The sequence below is a fragment of the Planktotalea sp. genome (genome assembly GCF_039984035.1).
Lineage (GTDB): Bacteria > Pseudomonadota > Alphaproteobacteria > Rhodobacterales > Rhodobacteraceae > Planktotalea.
In genome coordinates this window covers 1-19676 of record NZ_JBDWVM010000044.1, presented here as the reverse complement: position 1 = coordinate 19676, position 19676 = coordinate 1, and the positions used below count along the sequence as shown (strand labels likewise).

Annotated in this window: 22 protein-coding genes, 1 tRNA gene and 1 pseudogene; 14 read left to right on the top strand and 10 right to left on the bottom strand. The window is 53.4% G+C overall.

The annotated features are described in order from the left end of the window. From thrS to ABJQ89_RS02015, 5 genes are all read left to right on the top strand, one after another. Window positions 1-1458: threonine--tRNA ligase (gene thrS / locus ABJQ89_RS02035; protein WP_348494609.1), on the top strand; the 1458-nt coding region annotated here is incomplete at its 5' end. A 235-nt stretch (window positions 1459-1693) separates the two neighbouring features. Next, window positions 1694-1984 carry a DUF2282 domain-containing protein gene (locus ABJQ89_RS02030; RefSeq protein WP_348494608.1) on the top strand — a complete coding sequence of 97 codons (291 nt, stop codon included), beginning with the start codon at window positions 1694-1696 and terminating at the stop codon, window positions 1982-1984. Window positions 1985-2043: 59 nt separating this feature from the next. After that, the gene (locus tag ABJQ89_RS02025; RefSeq protein ID WP_348494607.1) at window positions 2044-2895 is read left to right on the top strand and encodes a DUF692 domain-containing protein; all 852 of its coding nucleotides are present in this window, start codon (window positions 2044-2046) and stop codon (window positions 2893-2895) included. Beyond that, entirely contained in the window at window positions 2892-3647 is a 756-nt protein-coding gene (locus ABJQ89_RS02020; RefSeq protein ID WP_348494606.1) for a DNA-binding domain-containing protein, read from the top strand. The genes ABJQ89_RS02025 and ABJQ89_RS02020 overlap by 4 nt, the downstream gene beginning before the upstream one ends. A gap of 34 nt (window positions 3648-3681) precedes the next feature. Then, on the top strand, window positions 3682-4233 hold the full coding sequence (locus ABJQ89_RS02015) for a DoxX family protein (protein WP_348494605.1): 552 nt from the start codon (window positions 3682-3684) through the stop codon (window positions 4231-4233). Here the strand turns inward: ABJQ89_RS02015 and ABJQ89_RS02010 are convergent. Further along, complete coding sequence (locus ABJQ89_RS02010; RefSeq protein ID WP_348494604.1) at window positions 4222-4536, bottom strand: ArsC/Spx/MgsR family protein; 315 nt, start codon at window positions 4534-4536, stop codon at window positions 4222-4224. The genes ABJQ89_RS02015 and ABJQ89_RS02010 overlap by 12 nt on opposite strands. 133 nt (window positions 4537-4669) lie before the next feature. Here ABJQ89_RS02010 and ABJQ89_RS02005 point away from each other — a divergent pair, with 133 nt between their 5' ends. Continuing rightward, window positions 4670-4876 (top strand): cold-shock protein, encoded by a 207-nt coding sequence (locus tag ABJQ89_RS02005; RefSeq protein WP_348494603.1) that lies wholly within the window; start codon window positions 4670-4672, stop codon window positions 4874-4876. 57 nt (window positions 4877-4933) lie between these two features. On the opposite strand, the gene ABJQ89_RS02000 is transcribed toward ABJQ89_RS02005, so the two are convergent. From ABJQ89_RS02000 to glpK, 4 genes are all read right to left on the bottom strand, one after another. Further along, window positions 4934-5191, bottom strand: coding sequence for a hypothetical protein (locus ABJQ89_RS02000; RefSeq protein WP_348494602.1), 258 nt, complete (start codon window positions 5189-5191; stop codon window positions 4934-4936). A 239-nt stretch (window positions 5192-5430) separates the two neighbouring features. Beyond that, the gene (locus ABJQ89_RS01995) at window positions 5431-5916 is read right to left on the bottom strand and encodes a dihydrofolate reductase (RefSeq protein WP_348494601.1); all 486 of its coding nucleotides are present in this window, start codon (window positions 5914-5916) and stop codon (window positions 5431-5433) included. 2 nt (window positions 5917-5918) lie between these two features. After that, complete coding sequence (locus tag ABJQ89_RS01990; protein WP_348494600.1) at window positions 5919-6752, bottom strand: thymidylate synthase; 834 nt, start codon at window positions 6750-6752, stop codon at window positions 5919-5921. A gap of 31 nt (window positions 6753-6783) precedes the next feature. Further along, on the bottom strand, window positions 6784-8268 hold the full coding sequence (gene glpK / locus ABJQ89_RS01985) for a glycerol kinase GlpK (RefSeq protein ID WP_348494599.1): 1485 nt from the start codon (window positions 8266-8268) through the stop codon (window positions 6784-6786). Window positions 8269-8442: 174 nt separating this feature from the next. Here glpK and ABJQ89_RS01980 point away from each other — a divergent pair, with 174 nt between their 5' ends. The 4 genes from ABJQ89_RS01980 (at window position 8443) to ABJQ89_RS01965 (ending at window position 13314) form a co-directional block, all read left to right on the top strand. Continuing rightward, a complete protein-coding gene (locus ABJQ89_RS01980) occupies window positions 8443-9279 on the top strand; it encodes a 3-keto-5-aminohexanoate cleavage protein (protein ID WP_348494598.1) in 837 nt (278 codons plus the stop codon). 126 nt (window positions 9280-9405) lie between these two features. Continuing rightward, on the top strand, window positions 9406-11109 hold the full coding sequence (locus ABJQ89_RS01975; RefSeq protein ID WP_348494597.1) for a tyrosinase family protein: 1704 nt from the start codon (window positions 9406-9408) through the stop codon (window positions 11107-11109). 8 nt (window positions 11110-11117) lie between these two features. Then, window positions 11118-11528: a hypothetical protein gene (locus ABJQ89_RS01970; RefSeq protein WP_348494596.1), complete on the top strand. Its 411-nt coding sequence runs from the start codon at window positions 11118-11120 to the stop codon at window positions 11526-11528. 133 nt (window positions 11529-11661) lie between these two features. After that, entirely contained in the window at window positions 11662-13314 is a 1653-nt protein-coding gene (locus ABJQ89_RS01965; RefSeq protein ID WP_348494595.1) for a multicopper oxidase domain-containing protein, read from the top strand. Between the two features lie 66 nt (window positions 13315-13380). Here ABJQ89_RS01965 and ABJQ89_RS01960 read toward each other — a convergent pair whose 3' ends face one another. From ABJQ89_RS01960 to modA, 5 genes are all read right to left on the bottom strand, one after another. Continuing rightward, window positions 13381-13854: a hypothetical protein gene (locus ABJQ89_RS01960; RefSeq protein ID WP_348494594.1), complete on the bottom strand. Its 474-nt coding sequence runs from the start codon at window positions 13852-13854 to the stop codon at window positions 13381-13383. Window positions 13855-14108: 254 nt separating this feature from the next. Next, window positions 14109-14185 (bottom strand) — tRNA-Met (locus ABJQ89_RS01955). A 93-nt stretch (window positions 14186-14278) separates the two neighbouring features. Further along, on the bottom strand, window positions 14279-15367 hold the full coding sequence (modC, locus tag ABJQ89_RS01950; protein ID WP_348494593.1) for a molybdenum ABC transporter ATP-binding protein: 1089 nt from the start codon (window positions 15365-15367) through the stop codon (window positions 14279-14281). After that, window positions 15364-16050: a molybdate ABC transporter permease subunit gene (gene modB / locus ABJQ89_RS01945; protein WP_348494592.1), complete on the bottom strand. Its 687-nt coding sequence runs from the start codon at window positions 16048-16050 to the stop codon at window positions 15364-15366. Before modB ends, modC begins: the two co-directional genes overlap by 4 nt. Continuing rightward, window positions 16047-16808: a molybdate ABC transporter substrate-binding protein gene (gene modA, locus ABJQ89_RS01940; protein WP_348494591.1), complete on the bottom strand. Its 762-nt coding sequence runs from the start codon at window positions 16806-16808 to the stop codon at window positions 16047-16049. The genes modB and modA overlap by 4 nt, the downstream gene beginning before the upstream one ends. 115 nt (window positions 16809-16923) lie before the next feature. Between modA and ABJQ89_RS01935 the strand changes: the two genes are divergently transcribed. The 4 genes and pseudogenes from ABJQ89_RS01935 to ABJQ89_RS01920 all read left to right on the top strand — a co-directional run. Further along, window positions 16924-18147, top strand: a complete 1224-nt coding sequence (locus ABJQ89_RS01935) for a glycosyltransferase N-terminal domain-containing protein (RefSeq protein WP_348494590.1) — start codon at window positions 16924-16926, stop codon at window positions 18145-18147. Window positions 18148-18159: 12 nt separating this feature from the next. Next, entirely contained in the window at window positions 18160-18708 is a 549-nt protein-coding gene (locus tag ABJQ89_RS01930; RefSeq protein ID WP_348494589.1) for an NUDIX hydrolase, read from the top strand. A 41-nt stretch (window positions 18709-18749) separates the two neighbouring features. Further along, the gene (locus tag ABJQ89_RS01925; protein ID WP_348494588.1) at window positions 18750-19217 is read left to right on the top strand and encodes a DUF1178 family protein; all 468 of its coding nucleotides are present in this window, start codon (window positions 18750-18752) and stop codon (window positions 19215-19217) included. 115 nt (window positions 19218-19332) lie between these two features. Beyond that, window positions 19333-19676: pseudogene (locus tag ABJQ89_RS01920) on the top strand (aspartate kinase); the annotation flags it as partial.

The window sequence follows — 19676 nt, the reverse complement described above, 5'->3', positions numbered from 1 at the left end:
GACGCAATTCCGGGCGATGAGCCATTGCGCATGTATTGGCATGGTGAGTGGCAAGATCTGTGCCGTGGGCCGCATTTGCAGCACACTGGGCAAGTTCCGGGCGATAGCTTCAAACTGATGAGCATCGCTGGTGCTTATTGGCGCGGCGACAGTGACCGCGCGATGCTACAGCGTATTTATGGGTGTGCGTTCTTGAACAAAGAGCAGCTCAAAGCGCATATGAACATGCTGGAAGAAGCCGCTAAACGCGACCATCGCAAGCTGGGCCGTGAAATGGACCTGTTCCACATGCAAGAAGAAGCGCCCGGTCAGATTTTCTGGCATCCGAATGGCTGGCGCATCTACACCGAGCTGCAAGACTATATGCGCCGCAAGCAATATGCGGGTGGCTATGTTGAGGTGAACACGCCGCAAGTCGTAGATCGCAAGCTTTGGGAAGCCTCGGGCCACTGGGAAAAATATCAAGAGAACATGTTCATCGTTGAAGTTGACGAAGAGCATGCGCGTGAAAAAGCGGTCAACGCGTTGAAGCCGATGAACTGCCCCTGCCACGTTCAGATTTTCAACCAAGGTCTGAAATCTTACCGTGATCTACCGATCCGCATGGCTGAGTTTGGCTCGTGCAATCGGTATGAACCGTCCGGTGCGCTGCACGGTATCATGCGCGTGCGTGGTTTCACCCAAGATGATGGCCACATCTTCTGCCGCGAAGATCAGATCGAAAGCGAAACCGCCGTCTACATCGACTTCCTGAAGTCGATCTACAAAGACCTCGGCTTTGAAAACTTCCGTGTGAAGTTCTCGGATCGCCCAGAAAAGCGCTCTGGGTCTGATGAAGTTTGGGATAAAGCCGAAGACGCGTTGCTCAAAGCGACACGCGCAGCTGGAATCGAACCTGAGCTCAACCCGGGTGAAGGTGCTTTCTATGGTCCGAAACTGGAGTTCGTTCTGACCGATGCGATTGGCCGCGACTGGCAGTGTGGTACGCACCAAGTGGATTTCGTTTTGCCTGAACGTCTTGATGCAAGCTATATCGGTAAGGACGGTGATAAGCACCGCCCAGTTATGCTGCACCGCGCAACGCTGGGCTCCTTTGAGCGCTTCATCGGGATCTTGATCGAAAGCCATGCGGGTAAATTGCCATTCTGGCTCGCTCCGCGCCAAGTTGTGGTCGCTTCGATCATTTCAGACGCGGATGATTACGTGTTCGAAGTCGTGGAAGCGTTGAAAGCGGCAGGTGTGCGCGCCGAAGCTGACATTCGCAATGAGAAGATCAATTATAAGGTCCGTGAGCATTCTGTTGGCAAAGTTCCGGTAATCTTGGCCGTTGGCGCACGCGAAGTCGAAGAACGCACTGTTACGGTGCGACGCTTGGGCGAGAAACGTACCAATGTTGAAACCTTGGACTCTGTAATATCTGCACTTGGCCTAGAGGCGACTGCCCCCGACAAACTGTAACAAACGGGCATTTTCCGTGAATAAAACGTAACAAGACTCGCCTGCACAGGCGGGTCTTTATTGTTTTTAAAGGGTTTTTCTTGATTTTGGTCTCACGCGACTTAGGCTTTTGCTAACGCGCCTGTTATACACGAACGCGTGAATAGCGCAGATCGGCTTGCTCAGTGTAGAGTTAAGTCAGTCGCCAAACACGGCGCAGTATTAAACAGTTAAACACCACCAGAAGGAAAATCACATGTCCAACACTCTTAAAACTCTCGCAGTCGCAGGTGCAGTTGCAGCTTCTTTGACAGCTCACACAACAACGTCCGCTCACGCTGCAGGCAAAGACAAATGCTACGGTGTTTCCCTTGCAGGTAAAAACGATTGCGCAGCAGGCGCAGGCACAACATGCGCCGGTACATCCACAGTTGATTACCAAGGCAACGCATGGACATTGGTTGACGCAGGCACATGCGAAACAATGGAACTTCCAGGCGGCCGTATGGGTTCTTTGAAAGAGCTGAGCCGCGATCTGCCAGCATAAGAAAAACTATGGTAGGGTGCGTGAAACCACGCACCCTACATCTCTGAAAGGCCCTCGACATGTTTGACTCCACGCCCCGCACAGACCTACCCAATGCGCCCGGTGTCGGTTACAAACCTCAGCACTTCGCTGAAATTCTTGAGGCCCCAGCCCCAGTCGAATGGCTGGAAATTCACGCTGAAAACTACATGGGTCAAGGTGGTCGCCCCCTTGCTCAACTGCGCCACTTGGCGGAACGCTTTCCAATTTCGGTGCATGGCGTTGGCCTCAGCATAGGCGGCGAAGGCCCGCTCGATAAAGATCATCTCGATCGCTTGAAAACCCTTTGCGATTGGCTGAACCCAGCAAGTTTTTCCGAGCATCTCGCCTGGTCAACGCATGAAACTGGTTTTCTAAACGATCTTCTGCCACTCCCTTATAACACTGACACGCTCAACCGTGTCGCGTCGCACATCAATCAGGTCCAAGAGGTCTTGGGCCGACGTATGCTGCTTGAAAACCCGTCGAGTTATCTCGCGTTTACGGAAAGCACGATGAGCGAGACAGATTTTCTGCGTGAAATCACGCAGCGCACGGGCTGTGGTTTGCTCCTTGATGTGAACAACGTCTTCGTGTCGGCCACCAACCTCAAAATGGACGCGCGCGCCTACATTGACGATTTCCCGATGGACCGCGTCGGCGAAATCCACCTTGGCGGTCATGATGAAGATGAAGACGATCACGGCGCTCCCCTCCTCATTGACAGCCATGGCGCTGAAATTGCCGATCCTGTATGGGCGCTCCTAGATTACACTTTGGCGAAGTCTGGCCCGCGTCCGTTACTGATTGAATGGGATACAGACGTACCTGACTGGCCTATTCTCGCGCAGGAAGCGCAACGCGGCGCAGATGCCTTGGCGCCAGTCCAATGAACACCAGTCAAACCGAATTCACCGCTGCGATTTTCGATCCTGAACACGCAGTGCCCGGATCGCTCACCGATGGCGAAGCCCGCCCCGCAGGCAAACGCTTTGATGTTTATCGCAACAACGTCGTGATGAGCCTAAAAGACGCGCTGAATGATAGCTTTCCGGTCATCGCCAAGCTGTTGGGGCCCGCAAATTTCTCATCCCTTGCAGGACTTTATGTTCGCTCGCACCCGCCTGTGGATCCCCGGATGATGCTTTACGGCGAAGCTTTTCCCGGTTTTTTGGAGAATACTGAAGCGCTCGCGCATCTTGGATATTTTGCTGATGTCGCGCGTTTGGAATTGGCGCAGCGCAACAGCTACCATGCAAGCGACGCCATCCCGTTTGATCCAGCGATCTTCTCGCAATTGCCACCTGAAGCGCTCGCGTCAGCGCGTGTCGACTTTGCCCCCGCTATGCGTTTGGTACGCTCGCCATGGCCTGTTCTGGACATCTGGCATTTCAATATGACCGAAGGCGCAGCGCAGCCTAGTGCGGGCTCGCAAGATGTGCTGATCACGAGATCGGAATTTGATCCGGAAATGCACAGCTTGCCGATTGGTGCCGCTGATCTGATCGAAAGTTTAATGAACGGCGCGCTGCTTGGCGACGCGCTTGAAACCGTCGAAGCCGAACATGCAGACTTCGATTTTCCCAGCCTTCTCGGCTTACTCATCCAAACCGGTGCACTCACGCGAATTGCACCAACACTCTAAAAGACAAAGATAAAAACGAAAAAGGAACCCCGCTATGCGTAGCTTAATCGCCCTTCAAGACAAACTTTTCGCGCCTCTCGGCTCGGGCGATGCGTTTCTCGCATTTGCAGCCCGATTTGCCTTTGCAGCGTCTCTGGCGCTCTACTTCTTCAACTCAGGCCTAACCAAGCTTGGCGAAGGTATTTTTGGCATTTTCCAACCGTCCCTAGGCGCCTATGCGCAGATTTTCCCCCGCGCGATGGAAGCCGCTGGATATGACACCGAGCAATTGGGCATCTTTCACTGGGCCGTTGTGACCGGTGGAACAGTTGCAGAATTTGTCCTGCCTCTGCTCCTGATCATTGGCCTGTTCACGCGCCTTGCAGCTGTGGGCATGATCGGCTTCATCGTCGTACAAAGCTTGACCGATCTTGTTGGTCACGGCGCTTGGGATGATCCCAAAGTGCTTGGCGCGTGGTTCGATCGCATCCCAGATGGCATCATCTTGGATCAACGCATGTTCTGGGTGCTCGCCTTGTCGATCCTGATCTTCAAAGGCGCGGGTTGGTTGTCTGTCGATGGCTTCCTGAAAAAGTCAGCCGACTAACGCTGCCTGCACCTCTTTGGTCCACCCAAGATAAAGCGTGCCGTCGACATCGATCAGCGGCCGCTTCATCAATGCAGGGTGCTCAGCGATGAGTTCAAGCGCGGGTCGCGCGCGTTCGGCCTCTTCAATACCACGCCAAGTTGTTGATCTGGTGTTTAAAAGAGCGGCGCCAAATTGATCAAAGGCTTTTTCAAGTGTCGCGCTTGGCACGCCATCCACGCGAACGTCCAATAATTCTGCCTTTGGTAACGCTTTCAATGCCTTACGACACGTATCACAGTTTTTCAGTCCATATAGTTTCATCGATTTTCTCCATAAATTGTCGTCAAAGCGTTACATTCTGACATAAATGTCAACGTCGTTATGTAAGAAAAAGCTTGATTTTTTTTCTAGAAAGCTAAGCCTAAAACTATGAATTAACTAAAGGAGTAGCGGCATGCCCAATGGCACCGTCAAATGGTTCAACACTACAAAAGGCTTCGGTTTCATTGAACCCGAAAGCGGCGGCAAAGATGTATTTGTCCACATTTCAGCAGTCGAGCGTTCTGGCCTGACAGGACTGGCAGACAATCAGAAGGTATCTTTTGAGCTGGAAGAAGGCCGCGACGGCCGTCAAATGGCTGCTAACTTAGCGTTGCTCTAAATGACAAAGCCCAGCGTTTCACGCTGGGCTTTTTAACTGACAAACTGGAGAAGTAATTTACTGGACGGGTACGATAATCGTACGCTGGCCGTAAACTTGCTCGCGCGTGTAAAGCACCTGGTCTTGCACAATCACATGTGTTTTTGGTGCTTCTTTTTTGACGTGCTGCTGCTTCATCGGCGTATATCCACGCTCCGGAGTGCCGCAACACACAACGCCGCCCAAGACAACAGGCTGAAGGCCTACTGGGCAATAATTAGGTCCGTGGTAGGCAACAGGGCCCACGCTATTCGGGTTATGCGTCCCATCACCCATGTACATGTCTCCCCATGCAAGAGCATGAGAAGCGGTGAAGAGTGTCGCGGAAACTGCAACTGCTAAAACTTTTGAAAACATTGGACTGCCTCGTTTGGATGACTGCTTTAACGCGGTATTATTTATAGATTATGCTTAACATGAGACCCAAATAAGTCAATTTTGCATGCCCCAAGGGCAGCCCATTGGGATAATCCAGCCCGAAACTGTGATTCATTTGCACTCAATTCGGGGGGTTTTCAGGCGCTTGTGCCGCGCAAATATTCGACTGCGCGGCAAGCTGGCACCTCTGTACGCAGCTCTGTTTCCCCAAGCACGGTCCACTCATTGGTGTCAAAATCCGGAAAATATGTATCGGGATCTTCGACGCTCAAGTCGACTTCGGTGATCAATAACCGATCCGCGATTTCGATCATCTCACGGTAAATGCCAAAGCCACCGATGCCATAAACACGGCGATAGCCGAGGGCGTAGGCCCGAACGACCGCTGCGCTGACGCTCGTACAGATTTCCTCTGCCTCGCAGCCCTTAGAGGTCACCACAATGTTCAAACGATCTTTGAGCGGCTTGAACGGCAGGCTGTCCCATGTGTTACGGCCCATGATGATCGCACCGCCCAAGGTCTCGCGCTTGAAGAACTGCAAATCTTCAGGGGCGTACCACGGGATGTCATTGCCTTTTCCAATAGCGCCATTGCGATCACGCCCGACAATTAGAGAAATCATCGTTACACCGCCACAGGCGCGCGAATGCCCGCATCAGGATCGTATCCAATGATTTCAAAATCATCATAGGTGAAATCGAAAATCGATGTGACCTGTCGCTTGATCCGAAGCTCAGGCAAAGGCTTTGGCGTGCGCGCCAATTGCGTTTCAACCTGTTCCATATGGTTCGAGTAGATATGCGCGTCCCCGATAGAGTGCACAAAGTCACCCGGCTCATAGCCAGTCACATGGGCGAGCATATGCAGCAGCAGAGCATAGGACGCGATGTTGAACGGCACGCCTAGGAACATATCCGCAGAACGTTGATAAAGCTGAAGATGTAGTTTGCCACCCGCAATGCGGACCTGCCACAGCGTGTGGCACGGCGGCAGCGCCATATCGGGCACTTCGCCAGGGTTCCATGCGGATACGATCAAACGACGGCTATCAGGCGTCTTTTTGATCGCCTCTACTAAATCTGCAATCTGATCAACGCTTCCCGCTTTGAACAGCGGCTCTGCGCCGTCGGTCTGATCTGTGGCGTCAAGCTTGGGAAAGCGGCGCCATTGCTGGCCATAGACAGGTCCAAGATCGCCGTTTTCATCCGCCCATTCGTCCCAAATCGAAACACCGTTATCTTTGAGGTATTTGATGTTGGTATCGCCATCCAAGAACCACAGAAGTTCGTGAATGATCGAGCGCAAGTGCAGCTTTTTGGTGGTTACCAGGGGAAAGCCATCCGCCATCGGATAACGGCATTGCAATCCAAAATGCGAAATTGTGCCAGTTCCGGTGCGATCCGTTGATGTAACGCCGAATTCCAGAACGTCGCGCAAGGCTTGATGGTATTGTTTCACGATGATCTCCCCCAGATATATGCGCGCTCTATCAAACGCTGAGCGTAGCCTCAACCGCCCGTCCCCAACGCGCATAGCGCTTGGTGCGAGTGTCCTCATCCATATTCGGTTCAAACGTGCGCTCTAGCGCCCAAGTTTCTGCGAATTCTTCCATGGGCGGGTAAATCCCAGCGCGCTGACCCGCAAGCCAAGCCGCGCCGAGTGCAGTTGTTTCCAAAACCATCGGACGATCAACAGGAGCATCGATGATGTCCGACAGGAACTGCATCGTCCAATCAGACGCAGACATGCCTCCGTCAACACGCAGCGCGGTTTCTTCAGCGCCAGACCAATCTGCGTGCATCGCCTCAAGCAGGTCTCGCGTTTGGAAACCGACGCTTTCCAGCGCAGCTTTTGCCATTTCGGCAGGGCCAGATCCGCGCGTAAGGCCATAAACAGCACCGCGACATTCCGCGTTCCAATAAGGCGCGCCAAGGCCAGTGAAGGCAGGCACCAAAACAACATCCTGACCAGCGTCAGCCTGATCCGCGAGGGGTTGCGTTTCTTTCGCCTCTCGGATGATCTTCAGCCCATCGCGCAGCCATTGCACAACGGCACCTGCGATAAAGATCGAGCCTTCGAGCGCATAGGTCGGCTTTCCATCCAGCTGATACGCAATCGTCGTCAGCAGGCGGTTCTTGGACGTCACAGGCTCATCGCCTGTATTCAAAAGCGCAAAACAGCCCGTACCATAGGTTGATTTCAACATGCCCGGCTTGAAGCACGCCTGCCCCACCGTGGCTGCTTGTTGGTCCCCTGCAACGCCCAAAATCGGGATTTCGCGGCCAAACAGATCAGCCCGCGCCATACCAAAATCGGCGGCGCAATCCTTGACCTCTGGCAAGAGGTTCATCGGGATATCAAGCAGATCACACATCGTCTTGGACCAGCGACCTTTGCGAATATCATAGAGCATCGTGCGCGCCGCGTTCGTGGCGTCCGTGACATGAGACTTCCCGCCCGTCAGGTTCCAAATGACCCAACTGTCAATCGTGCCAAAGGCTAGCTCGCCCGCCTCTGCTCGCGCACGCGCGCCCTCAACATTGTCGAGCAGCCATTTGACCTTGGTCGCGCTGAAATAGGGATCGAGCAAAAGGCCAGTACGTTCAGTCACCATCGGCTCATGACCATCAGCTTTCAAAGCTTGGCATAGCTCAGATGTACGGCGATCCTGCCAAACGATGGCGCGATGAATGGCCTTGCCCGTCTTGCGATCCCAAATCACTGTGGTTTCGCGCTGATTGGTGATGCCGATCGCGCTGATGTCTTCGGCCTTAACACCCGCCTTTTCGATCACGCCTCGGCATGTTGATGCGGTTGTGGTCCAAAGATCGCTCGCCTCATGTTCGACCCAGCCGCTCTGCGGAAAGTGCTGTTCAAACTCTTCTTGAGCCGATGCCACGGGGGACAAATCTGAGCCGAACAAGATCGCACGCGTGGACGTCGTGCCTTGGTCAATCGCGAGAATATGGGTCATGGAGCAGTCCAGTTCTTTGAAATCAGTCAGTGGCAAGATCGTTCAAAGCCGTTCCTATCACAATGGTATATCAATTTTTTCTAGCGTCATAAGGACAAGAAACGCAACTTCCCTTGCCAAATTCGGATTCCGAAGTTCATATCGTCCGACGTAAAATTGTTTAGTTGAGGCCTTATGACAAACCCTTGCATTCTCTGCGTCGCCATTACCGGCTCTGTCCCGACACAAGCCGACAATCCTGCAGTTCCCGTGACTGTTGCCGAGCAGATCGAAAGCACGCATGAGGCCTTTGAAATGGGCGCCAGCATTGCGCATTGTCATGTGCGCGACGATGAGGGCAAACCAACCTCTGATCCAGAGCGGTTCGCCCGTCTCAAGGAAGGGATCGAAGCACATTGCCCCGGTATGATCGTACAGCTGTCTACTGGTGGTCGATCTGGCGCAGGCCGTGATCGTGGGGGCATGTTGCCCCTGTCCCCTGATATGGCGTCGTTGTCTGTAGGGTCCAATAATTTTCCGACGCGCGTCTATGAAAACAGCCCCGATCTCGTTGATTGGTTGTCGTCGGAAATGATCAAATACGATGTTAAGCCAGAAATCGAAGCGTTCGATCTCAGCCATATCTTTCACGCTGCGCTGATGCACAAACGCGGTCAGATTGCTGAAACCCCTTATGTGCAATTCGTCATGGGCGTAAAAAATGCGATGCCTGCGGATCGACAGGTATTCGACTTTTATCGCGCCACAGTTGCCCGCCTCTTTGGTGAAGACGCACCATGGTGCGCAGCTGGAGTTGGCCCTAATCAAATCGTATTGAACGAATGGGCCATTGCGGAAGGCGGACATGCGCGCACCGGGCTTGAGGACAACATCCGCATCAGCCGCGAAGAGTTGGCACCGTCAAATGCCGCGCTTGTCAAACGGGCAGTTGATCTTTGCGACAAGTATGAGCGCGCAGTCGCAACGCCCACTGAAGCACGCTCAATCCTCAGCTTACGTCCGATCAGTTAAATCCGAACAAAACGCGCAACACATTTTTTTGTTTGAGTTGATAGCGCTGTCTGATAGCACAACCTAGGATGGAGTGATATTAATCATCCACAATCCTAGGAAAAAATCTATTCAAGGACAGTGAACATGACCGGACTTACTAGACGACGTCTTATTGGTACTGCTGCTGCGGTTGGGCTTACGGCTGCCTTGCCGTCAGTTTCAATGGCGGCCTCGCATCAGCCCTATGTTCGAAAGAACGCACATGACCCTTCTGCTGAACCTGATTTAGCGAGCTACAAAAAAGCTGTTGAGGTCATGCTCCAGCTGCCGCCTGAAGATCCGCACAACTGGTATCGCTATGCGATGATCCATATGTCCGATTGCCCACATGGAAACTGGTGGTTCTTTACGTGGCACCGCCCGTTCATTGGACACTTCGAAGAGATCATTCGCAAATATTCTGGCGATCCAAACTTTGCACTGCCCTACTGGGACTGGTCCGCACAGCCCTATTTGCCGCCCCAGTTCTTTGTGACCCCGTCAGAGCCAGGCAATGCGCTCGATCCAACGTCCACACGTTATTATGAAAACCATGCAGATTTCACTGCTGATTTCGAAACTGTCGTCAAAGACACCTATGCGAATTACACAGCTGCTCAGAAAGCCCAGCTGAACACCCGAGGGTTTCCTGATGCGGACTCTTATTGGGCCACTCGGGACGCCAATGGTGAATTAACCAATGGGGTTCTTGGAAATATCGCAACGGATCGCTCTCTCAACCGTTGGAATACTGAGTCCTATAAGGTGGACTACCAGCATCCCGACCTCGTTGATCTGACTGCTGCACAAGTTCCATGGCATCGCCCAGTGCCAGCGCGCACTAATGTGGAAGCGGCGAAAATTCGAACAGGCCTAAAAGCGCCCGGATTTGCGATGCCGACAAAGGGATCATCTGAGACGGTCTATTTCAACAGTCCGATCTCGGCGAACCACCATGAGTTTACAGGTTCCGCTGAAATCGAAGGTTTCCCTCACAACACGACGCACAACTTCTTGGGCAACGCGATGCAAAGCCTGATGTCGCCAGTCGATCCGATCTTCTTTTTGCATCATTGCAACGTCGATCGGCTTCTCGATGTATGGGATCAACGTCAGATCAATCTTGGGCTATCCGATCAGCCTTTGCCGGACGATCAGGATCACTTCTACAACGAACAGTTCCTTTTTTATGTCGGTGTAGATGGCCAACCTGTAACGGATCGCACAAGCGCCAAAGACGCCATGGAAATCGCGCCGTTCAACTACGTGTACACACCAGGAACGGGCTCGGAGCTCATCGATCAACCTGCGGCAAATCTGGTTGCTGGCGCCTTTACCGCTGCGGGCGTAGCAGCCCCGATTGCAGCAGGATCGACAAGCTTGGCAAAAGCAGATCTCTCCGATGGTCTAAAGAGCAGCCTTCGCGCGCTGCCCGAAGAAAAGGACCATCTTGCGACAGTCCGCTTCATCCTACCTGCGTCCCCGGGCAGTCTCGTTTATGAACTCTATGTCGCGCCCGGAGATGAAGAAGCCGTCGTGGGATCAGAACATACGGTTTTGGGTGGCACCTTTGAGTTCTTTGGTATGCGCGGGCACAATCACAACAAACACGAGCATCCGGTAAATATTACCTACAATATCTCAGATGCCGTGGACGAGCTGTCAAAACGCGGACTGCTCGATAGCTCACAATCGCTGTCCTTTGCTTTGGTGACGCAGTCAAACGTTGTTGGCGGTTTGGACGCCGCAGCACAGGAAACACAAATGCGTGACGGTCAGTTGCTTGGTGTGAGCGTCGCCACCATTTAGAACCTATGATGGTTATTTCTTCAAAAATCTTCGCAGCCGCTTTTGCGGCTGCGTTAGCGGGAGGCACGTTGATGGCAGGGCCAAATAAACTTGATCCAATTGCCTTTGAGTTCAGCCAAGAGGGCACTCCCTTCCCTGATCGCTGGCTCTTAAAGCATGGTACGCTCCCTGCTGGCGCTCAAGTCGTTCTGAAGCTTGAAGACGGCACGCCCTTTTCTGGCGTGCAGTTCTACGGCACCATCGGCGACATCTCTGCTGGCAATCATCAAATCATTGCTGAATCAGACGCGATTTCAGGGCGCACGTCCCTGCGGGTTGTTCCCTATATTTGGGTGCCAAACACCGGATTGCGCGCGGCATTGCCCGAGGAGCAGCTTAGCCTCGAACCAATCACCCTCAGCCCAATTTCATCGAATTAACTCTGGAAAACAGAGATAGCTCAGGTCGGAAAAATCTTGCTTAAGTAGAATTTTTCACTACCAATCAGCTTTAAGTAGTTTGAAGTTTCGGAGAAAGACCTCTCCGAACGCCTAACGAAAGAGAGCTATTTCAATGACTTTTGATAAACCGAATACACGTATATCGCGTCGCACTTTGCTACAGACAGCAGCCGCAAGCGCGGTCGCGAGCGCCTTGCCTTACACGGCTCGCCCCCTGCAAGCGGGCTCAAGCGGGCCAGTGGATATGAAAGTGGTCATGGCCGTCGTTGATCCCAATGTGCCAAACGCCCCAAAGCTGCGCACCTACAATGGCCAAACACCGGGACCAACGCTCAACGTGTTTCCGGGAGAGAACCTTGAGGTCAATCTGACCAACACGCTGGACCCACAGCCGCCTGAAGAATTTTGTCCGCCTACAATGAACCAATACCATGCGGCCAACAGCACCAACTTTCATACGCATGGCCTGCATGTGAACCCTTACAAAGCCAGCGACGGGCGCGATAGCGACAACATATTTTTGACCCTTACCCCAAAAGGACAGGAAATTCCGCACAGCTGTCACATGAGCGAACTTCGTGAATACCAAACAGCCTATAATTTCGAGCTTCCAGAAGAGCATCCGTCAGGGACATTCTGGTATCATGCACACAAGCATGGATCGACAGCACAACAAGTTGGAAACGGGCTGGTTGGTCCGTTGATTGTACGGGACAAGCCCGGCGTCATGCCGAGCTATATTGAAAATGCGCCTGAAGACATTTTTGTCATTCAAATGCGCGATATTGAAGTCGATGCACCCGCCCCCGGAGACAGCGGCGGCGCGCCTCACTTGGTTCTTGTAGATCCATCAGGCAACGGTGGTGGGACAAAAAACCCAGAGATCGTTCTGCGCCCCGGCGAAGTGAGACGTTGGCGCGTTATCAACGCAGCCCCGCGTGCAGATACTTTTGTCAGTCTGAATTTGTCAGGTGTTGATGGCGGCGAAGCGATCGAAGTATATCAAATCGCCTTTGATGGAATTACGTACAACAAGCGCGTCGAAATCGATACGAGCAATGACGGCGCACCTTGGGAAAACCCCGCGGCCTTGGCGCCCGGCAACCGTACCGACTTTATGATACGTATTCCCAAAACCTCTTCACCGGGTGAGCTTAATCTGGTCGCCAAGCAACTGCCTGACTTGATGGCAAGCGCAATGATGGGCGACACGGCGGTCAAATCCACGCCTCAACCCTCCACGGAAATGCAGCTGAAAATCCGGATCGAGGGCGATCCGATTGATGCGGAATGGTCAGATGATCCAACCCTTCCCGGGGGTGGCCCTTTGGTGGAGCCGATTGATCCAGAAAGCATTGTGCGTGAGCGCGAAATCGATTTCTTCCTTGAGTTCAAGAAGAAGCCGACGAAGTTTATGATCGATGGCGAAGAGTTTGACGGAACAACCAAGCAAACCATGAAACTCAACACGGCCGAGCGCTGGCACGTGACGAACCGGAACACGTTTACGCATCCCTTCCATATTCACGTAAACCCGTTTTTTGTGACCCATCTGAACGGTGTCGAATTGGCCGAGGACGACCCCTTGCGCCGTTGGCAGGACACGATGGCGATACCGACTGCCGCCGAGCATGATGTGAACCCTCCCGGTTCTTTCACAATGCTGTCGCGGTTCGTGAAGTTTACGGGCGCTTTTGTGATCCATTGCCACATCCTAGAGCACGAAGACGAAGGCATGATGCAAAAGGTTGAAGTCGTGAGCTAAGGTCTCAGATACGGCGCCCTAATCGCAGGGTGCCGTATTTTTCTCATGTGCAAGCTTGGAAGCTTGCTAGTTGTCCACATCGCATGTTTCGACGATCTGGATAAAGTCTTTGCCCGGCGGGACGATAAACGTATCGATTAGAACCGCATCTTCGCTGCCGAGGTTAGCTGCCGTCATGTAGGTATTAGGCGGCATATAATAGCAGGTATCTTTTGGAAAAAGTCCGGGGTCGTGACCTTCGACAAAGTCAGTGATCACACCAGACATAACGCATGTATGCCCGCCATAAGCGTGGATATGAATTCCTACACGTGTACCTGCGAGCCGCGTGCCTTTCATGACAACCAAGCGATTTCCGTCAGGCATGATCGTGTCGATCATCTTCACACTATCCACGAGCGGCGCCATGCGACCGGGGGGCACGATGCCATTCACATGTGTCACGATATCATAGTTTCCTTTTGCGCAATGCTCCTGCGCATTGACGGCTGCGACTGAAGTGAAAAGTGCAAGGCAGAGTAAAGGTTGCAGAATGCGCATGATAAGACGTCCTCAATTGGATGTGTTGCTTTCAACTTGTTTCACGCTGCACTGCGCTGCAAAAATATGCAACCCAGACAAGTTTTCACAAATGTCAATTCAACCAAAGAGTTTGTCTTTGGACAGTTGAGTGTTTTAATCGTCCAAATCATTATGCAGGTAAGGCAAGCCGCAGTTCTATCAATCGAATTGCTAGATCGCGTGCTATGGAAAACAAAACCGAACCATCAGGCTACTTAAATTTTCGGTTTAAGTGGTGGCGATGCAGGGACTTGAACCCCGGACACGCGGATTATGATTCCGCTGCTCTAACCAACTGAGCTACATCGCCAACTGGGCTGCGAAATACTGGACTGTCTGCATATCGTCAAGTTAGAAAAACGCAGTTTTTGCGATTAAGCGCACCGCCTCGCTTTGCGCGTATTTATCCTCCAGCAATTGCCGCGGGGGGAACTGCGTTTGCTTTCACAATCGCCCATATTTTCTGTCCCTCTTTCAACTGCATTTGATCAAGCGCGCGGGCAGTGATGCGGGCGATCAATCGGTCTGAGCCTGCGCGCAGACCAACGGCAACGCCCGGACCGCGCCCCTTTAATATCTTGGTGATCTGCGCCTCAATCGCATTTTGCGATGATAAGCCTTGCGGCGCAGTAAGCGAAAGAATCACGTCTTGCGCGCGCAACCGCATGCGGACGTGCTGCCCGACTGGCCCGTGTACGCGCGGCACGGTCAGCATCGCCGAACTCAGACGGATCGTACTCAATCCATCATCGCAATGCTCATGGATAACCCCGCGCACCAATGCACCTGCATCCTGCACACCGATCAATTTGATGTTTGCCGGGTTCGCCAAAACATCTTCGGCAAGCCCTTGCGCGACGCATTGCCCATCACGCAGCACGACCAAGTGATCTGCGAGGCGCACAATCTCAGACATGTCGTGGGTGACATAGATCATCGCTAGACCATTTTGTGCGCGCAGTTTTTCGAAATAGGGGAGAATCTCTTGCTTTCGTGCTTGGTCCAGCGCGGCAAGGGGCTCATCCAGCAGCAGCAATTCAGGTTTGCTCAGCAAAGCGCGCCCCAGCGCGACACGTTGTTTTTCGCCACCAGAAAGCGCAGCAGGACGGCGGGCAAGCAATGGTCCAATCCCTAAGATTTCGATAAGATGCTCGCGTTCATACGGCTTTGACGGCTCCTTTGCATATCGTCCCGCAAAATCCAGATTTTGGGACACTGACAAATGCGGAAACAGGCGCGCGTCTTGAAAAACATAACCAATGCGGCGCTGATGCATCGGCACGTTGATCTTACGCGCCGCGTCAAACAAAACGCGATCTCCGAGCACAATACGCCCCGATTGCGGCGTCGAGATGCCTGCAACAGCATTGATAAGGCTGGTCTTTCCGCTTCCCGAATGGCCGAAAAGAACCGTCGTGCCAGCACCTGCGTTCATCTGTGCATCCAGCACGAAACCATCGAGGTTTAATTTGAAATCCAGCCTTAAACTCATATCCCCGCCACCCGTTTCGCCGCGCGGCGCGCGAGCATTTCAGACAGGACAAGCGCAGCGATGGAGATCGCCACAGAGAGAAGGATCAAGCGCAAAGCCGCGGTTTCGCCGCCTGGGACCTGTAGCAATGTATAAATCGCGGAGGGCAGCGTTTCAGTCTGACCCGGGATCGAGGCCACAAATGTGATCGTCGCGCCAAATTCGCCAATCGCCTTGGCAAAGCCAAGCACGACGCCCGTTAAGATGGCTGGTGTAATCAGTGGTAATGTCACGCGCCCAAAGACGGCGCGCTTGGAGGCGCCCAGTGTTGCGGCCGCTTGCTCCAACCCTTGATCGACGCTTTCGAAACCAAGCCTGATGGCGCGCACCATCAAAGGAAATCCCATCACTCCAGCCGCGAGGGCTGCACCAGTCCAACGAAACGCAAAGCTGATACCGAACCATGCCTCTAGCGGGCCACCCAGCACCCCTTGCTTGCCAAACAAAATAAGGAGGCCATAGCCCGTCACAACAGGCGGCAGAACCAAAGGCAGGTGAACCAGAATGTTAAGGATGCTCTTTCCCGGAAAAGCCCCACGTGCCAGCGCCCAAGCCGTTAAAATGGCGAATGGCAGGCTAAAAAGGGCTGCGCAAATGGCAACCTTGAGCGACAACGCAACAATCGCAAGCTCCGCCCCAGTCATGAAGTGCTACAGGCGGTTGGATCATCGCTTGGCAAAGGATGAAAGCCGTTTTGCGCGAAAACGGGTCCCGCTGACGTCAAGATTTGCAACATCTCCGCGGCACCTGGTTGCGCGTCTGCGCTTAGGGCTAAGGGGTAGCGAATACTTGGATAAAGCGCCGGATCAGGTTTGAATAGCGCGCGCACGTCGGGCTGCGCAGCAACATCGCTGGCATAGACGAAGCCAAGCGGCGCTTGTCCGCGTGCGACCAGTGCCAAAGCGAGGCGCACATTGGATGTTTCAGCCAAATGCGGTCGCAACTGTGTGAGCCATCCTCTTTGTTCCAAAAAGGCTGCTGTATATTGCCCTGCTGGCACGCTTAAAAGTTGCCCAACAGCGAGCCGCCCACCATCAAGCGCATCAAGCAAATCGTCTGCGGTATTTAGATCGAGGTCTATGGAATTCGCTGGCCCCGCTAGCACGAGTTCATTTCCGAGCAAATCGCAGCGCGACCCGCTTTGCAGTGCGCCCTGCCCCTCTAGCCAATCCATCCAATCATTGTGCGCTAAAATGACGATATCTGCCTCAGCGCCTTGGGCCAATTGTCGCGCAATCGTTGCGCTGCCACCATAGGCCGCAATCGCATCAAGCCCGCTCTCGGCAACCACCTGATCAAGCGCGGTTTTCATACTCGACGCGGCAAAAATCGTGATCGGCTCGCTCTGTGCAGGGGCGGCAACGGCAAACGCCGTAAGAAAAACCGCAAGAGATTTACGCATGAACATCATGGCTTAACTATTTCGAAAGGTTCCAAGCTGCGCAAGCGCCGCTTGCGCGCTCAGGCCGCGCAGGCTAGGCCTGAGCGCAGAAATTTCGCCAAGGCCCCACCGCGCAATGTTGTTTTATCGCCTTCTTCTCTCTGCGTTGACGCCTGTGTTGATCACTGCACTTTTAGTGCGTGTTCTACGCGGCCAAGAGCAATTGAGCGATTTTTCAGAGCGTTTAGGCCTTTGGCGTGATGTGCCCAAGGGACCTATTTTTTGGGCGCATGGGGCCTCCAACGGCGAACTCAGCGGCGCGCGTCCCATCCTCGAAGGCATCTTGTCGCAGCGGACAGATATTCGCCTCTTCGTGACCTGCAATAGCACCAGTGCCAAAGCGATGGTGAAGGCTTGGCAACACCCGCGCGTTGATGTGCGATTGGCCCCTTTGGACCTACGCTGGCTTTACCTCAGAATTTTGAAGACGCTTGACGTTGAGCGGTTCATTCTGATCGAAGCAGATTTCTGGCCCAATCGCTTGATCGCTGCCCAAGGCACTGGCAGCGCGCTGTGTTTGATTGGTGGGCGTATGTCACAGCGCAGCGGCGCAGGTTGGTCGCGATTTAGAGGGCTGGCAGAGCGCGTCTTTGCAACGTTCGATATGATCAGCGCCCAAGATAGCGCTGCGCAAAATCGCCTGCTTGAGCTTGGCGCGCATAAGGATGCGTTCAAAGCAACGCTCAATCTCAAATCGCTTTTTCAGGGAACGTCCACTGAGGACGTCGATCCGAACAGACACAACTTTTGGCTCGCGGCATCCACCCATGACACAGAAGATGATACGCTTTTGCGCGCGCATATCGAACTGCGTAAAACACTGCCCCGCATCAAAATGATCCTCGCGCCCCGTCACCCGAAACGCGCTGATGACATTGAACGCCTTGCCAAAAATCTAGAGCTAAACGTCGCAAGACGAAGCACAGGCGCCGCGCTGAGCAAGGATTGCGATGTTTATCTTGCCGACACTTTAGGCGAGATGGACAAATGGTATCGCGCGGCTGCGATCTGTTTTGTCGCGGGATCGCTCGCACCCAAGGGCGGGCACACGCCGTTTGAGCCCGCTTATTACAATTGCGCCATTCTACATGGCCCGCATTTAGAGAATTTTCAGAGTTCCTATGACACCTTGGCCGCAGAAGCCGCTGCGTGGCAATGCAGCACGCCCAAAGAAATCGCCGAGGCCGTGATCGCCTTGCAAAACAACGAACTTGCCGTCAAACAATGCCAGAACGCCCAACGCGCGCTGGCAAAGGCGTCAAATTTTGACAGCGTTCTCGAGGCGCTTTTGGAAACTTAAAGATTCAGAACGATGCAAACGAGTAAACCCAAGAAGAAATCGCCTTCTTCGGTCAAGAAAACCAAAGCTGCGAGCAAAGATCAAAACACCGCCCTCTTGCCCGGCGTTGCTATCGACATGCAAGGCGCAAAAAAACGCGGATTGCGTACGCAATTTGCAGCGCTGTGTTACCGTATGCGCAAAGGCAAACCCGAAATCTTGCTTGTGACCAGTCGGCGGACACGCCGGTGGATTATCCCAAAAGGATGGCCGCAAGATGGAATCCTTCCGGCCCAAAGCGCCGCGATCGAAGCGCTTGAAGAAGCAGGCGTTGAAGGTAAGGTCAGTAATGCCAGCTTAGGCATGTATTTCTACACCAAACAGCATGTTTCCGGGCGTTCAATTCCGTGCATCGCGTTGGTTTATCCGCTCAAAGTCAAAACCGTACACGCCAATTACCGCGAATCGAAACAACGTGATCGGAAGTGGTTTCGACCAGCGGCGGCGGCCAAGAAGGTCACCGGTCCAGAATTGGCATATATAATAAGCACTTTTGACCCTTCCAAAGTTTTAAAATCCTAGTACACCTCGACCCAGCAAGTTTTGCACGGTACCTTAGCGATATGATCCAGTACTCATTAAAATGCGCCTACGGACATCAGTTTGACAGCTGGTTTCAATCCGCGTCTGCCTACGACAAGCTTAAATCTACCAAGCTCGTCACTTGCGCCATTTGTGGAGCCAGCGATGTCGAAAAGGTCTTGATGGCACCTGCAGTGAGACCTGCGAGAAAAGCAGCAATTGAAACAAAACCTGAAACGGTAGCTACAGATAACAAACCTGCTCCCGGCCCGTTAACTGCGCCCAATAGCGAAGCCGAAGAGATGGTTTCCAAAATGCGCCGTCACGTAGAAGCAACGAGCGAATATGTCGGCGAAAACTTCGCCAGCCGCGCGCGAGAAATGCACGACGGCGACGCGCCAGAAAAACCCATCTATGGTGAAGCAAAGCTGGATGAGGCCCGCAAGCTGATTGATGATGGCATTCCGGTTTTGCCTTTGCCCTTCCGGCCAAGCAATAAAGACAACTGACCCCACAATTCTGCGACCTGTTCGCACGGCCTTTGCCCTGATAGGCACTGCCCTCTTGCCCTTGGCGCGCGCGCGCCGTACATGCTGCGCAACCTAAACAAACAAGGACGCAGCTATGCCCGTTCTGGTGATGAAATTCGGCGGCACCTCTGTCGCAAATCTTGACCGTATCAAACGCGCCGCAAAACGCGTTGGCGTTGAAGTGGCCAAAGGCTACGACGTCATCGTGATCGTGTCTGCCATGTCTGGCAAAACGAACGAGCTCGTTGGTTGGGTCAATGAAACGGCCCCGCTCTATGATGCACGTGAATATGACGCGATTGTCAGTTCTGGCGAAAACGTCACGGCGGGCCTCATGGCGCTGACCCTCCAAGAGATGGATGTGCCAGCGCGCAGCTGGCAAGGTTGGCAAGTCCCTGTCAAAACCACCTCCGCGCACTCGGCTGCCCGTATCGAAGA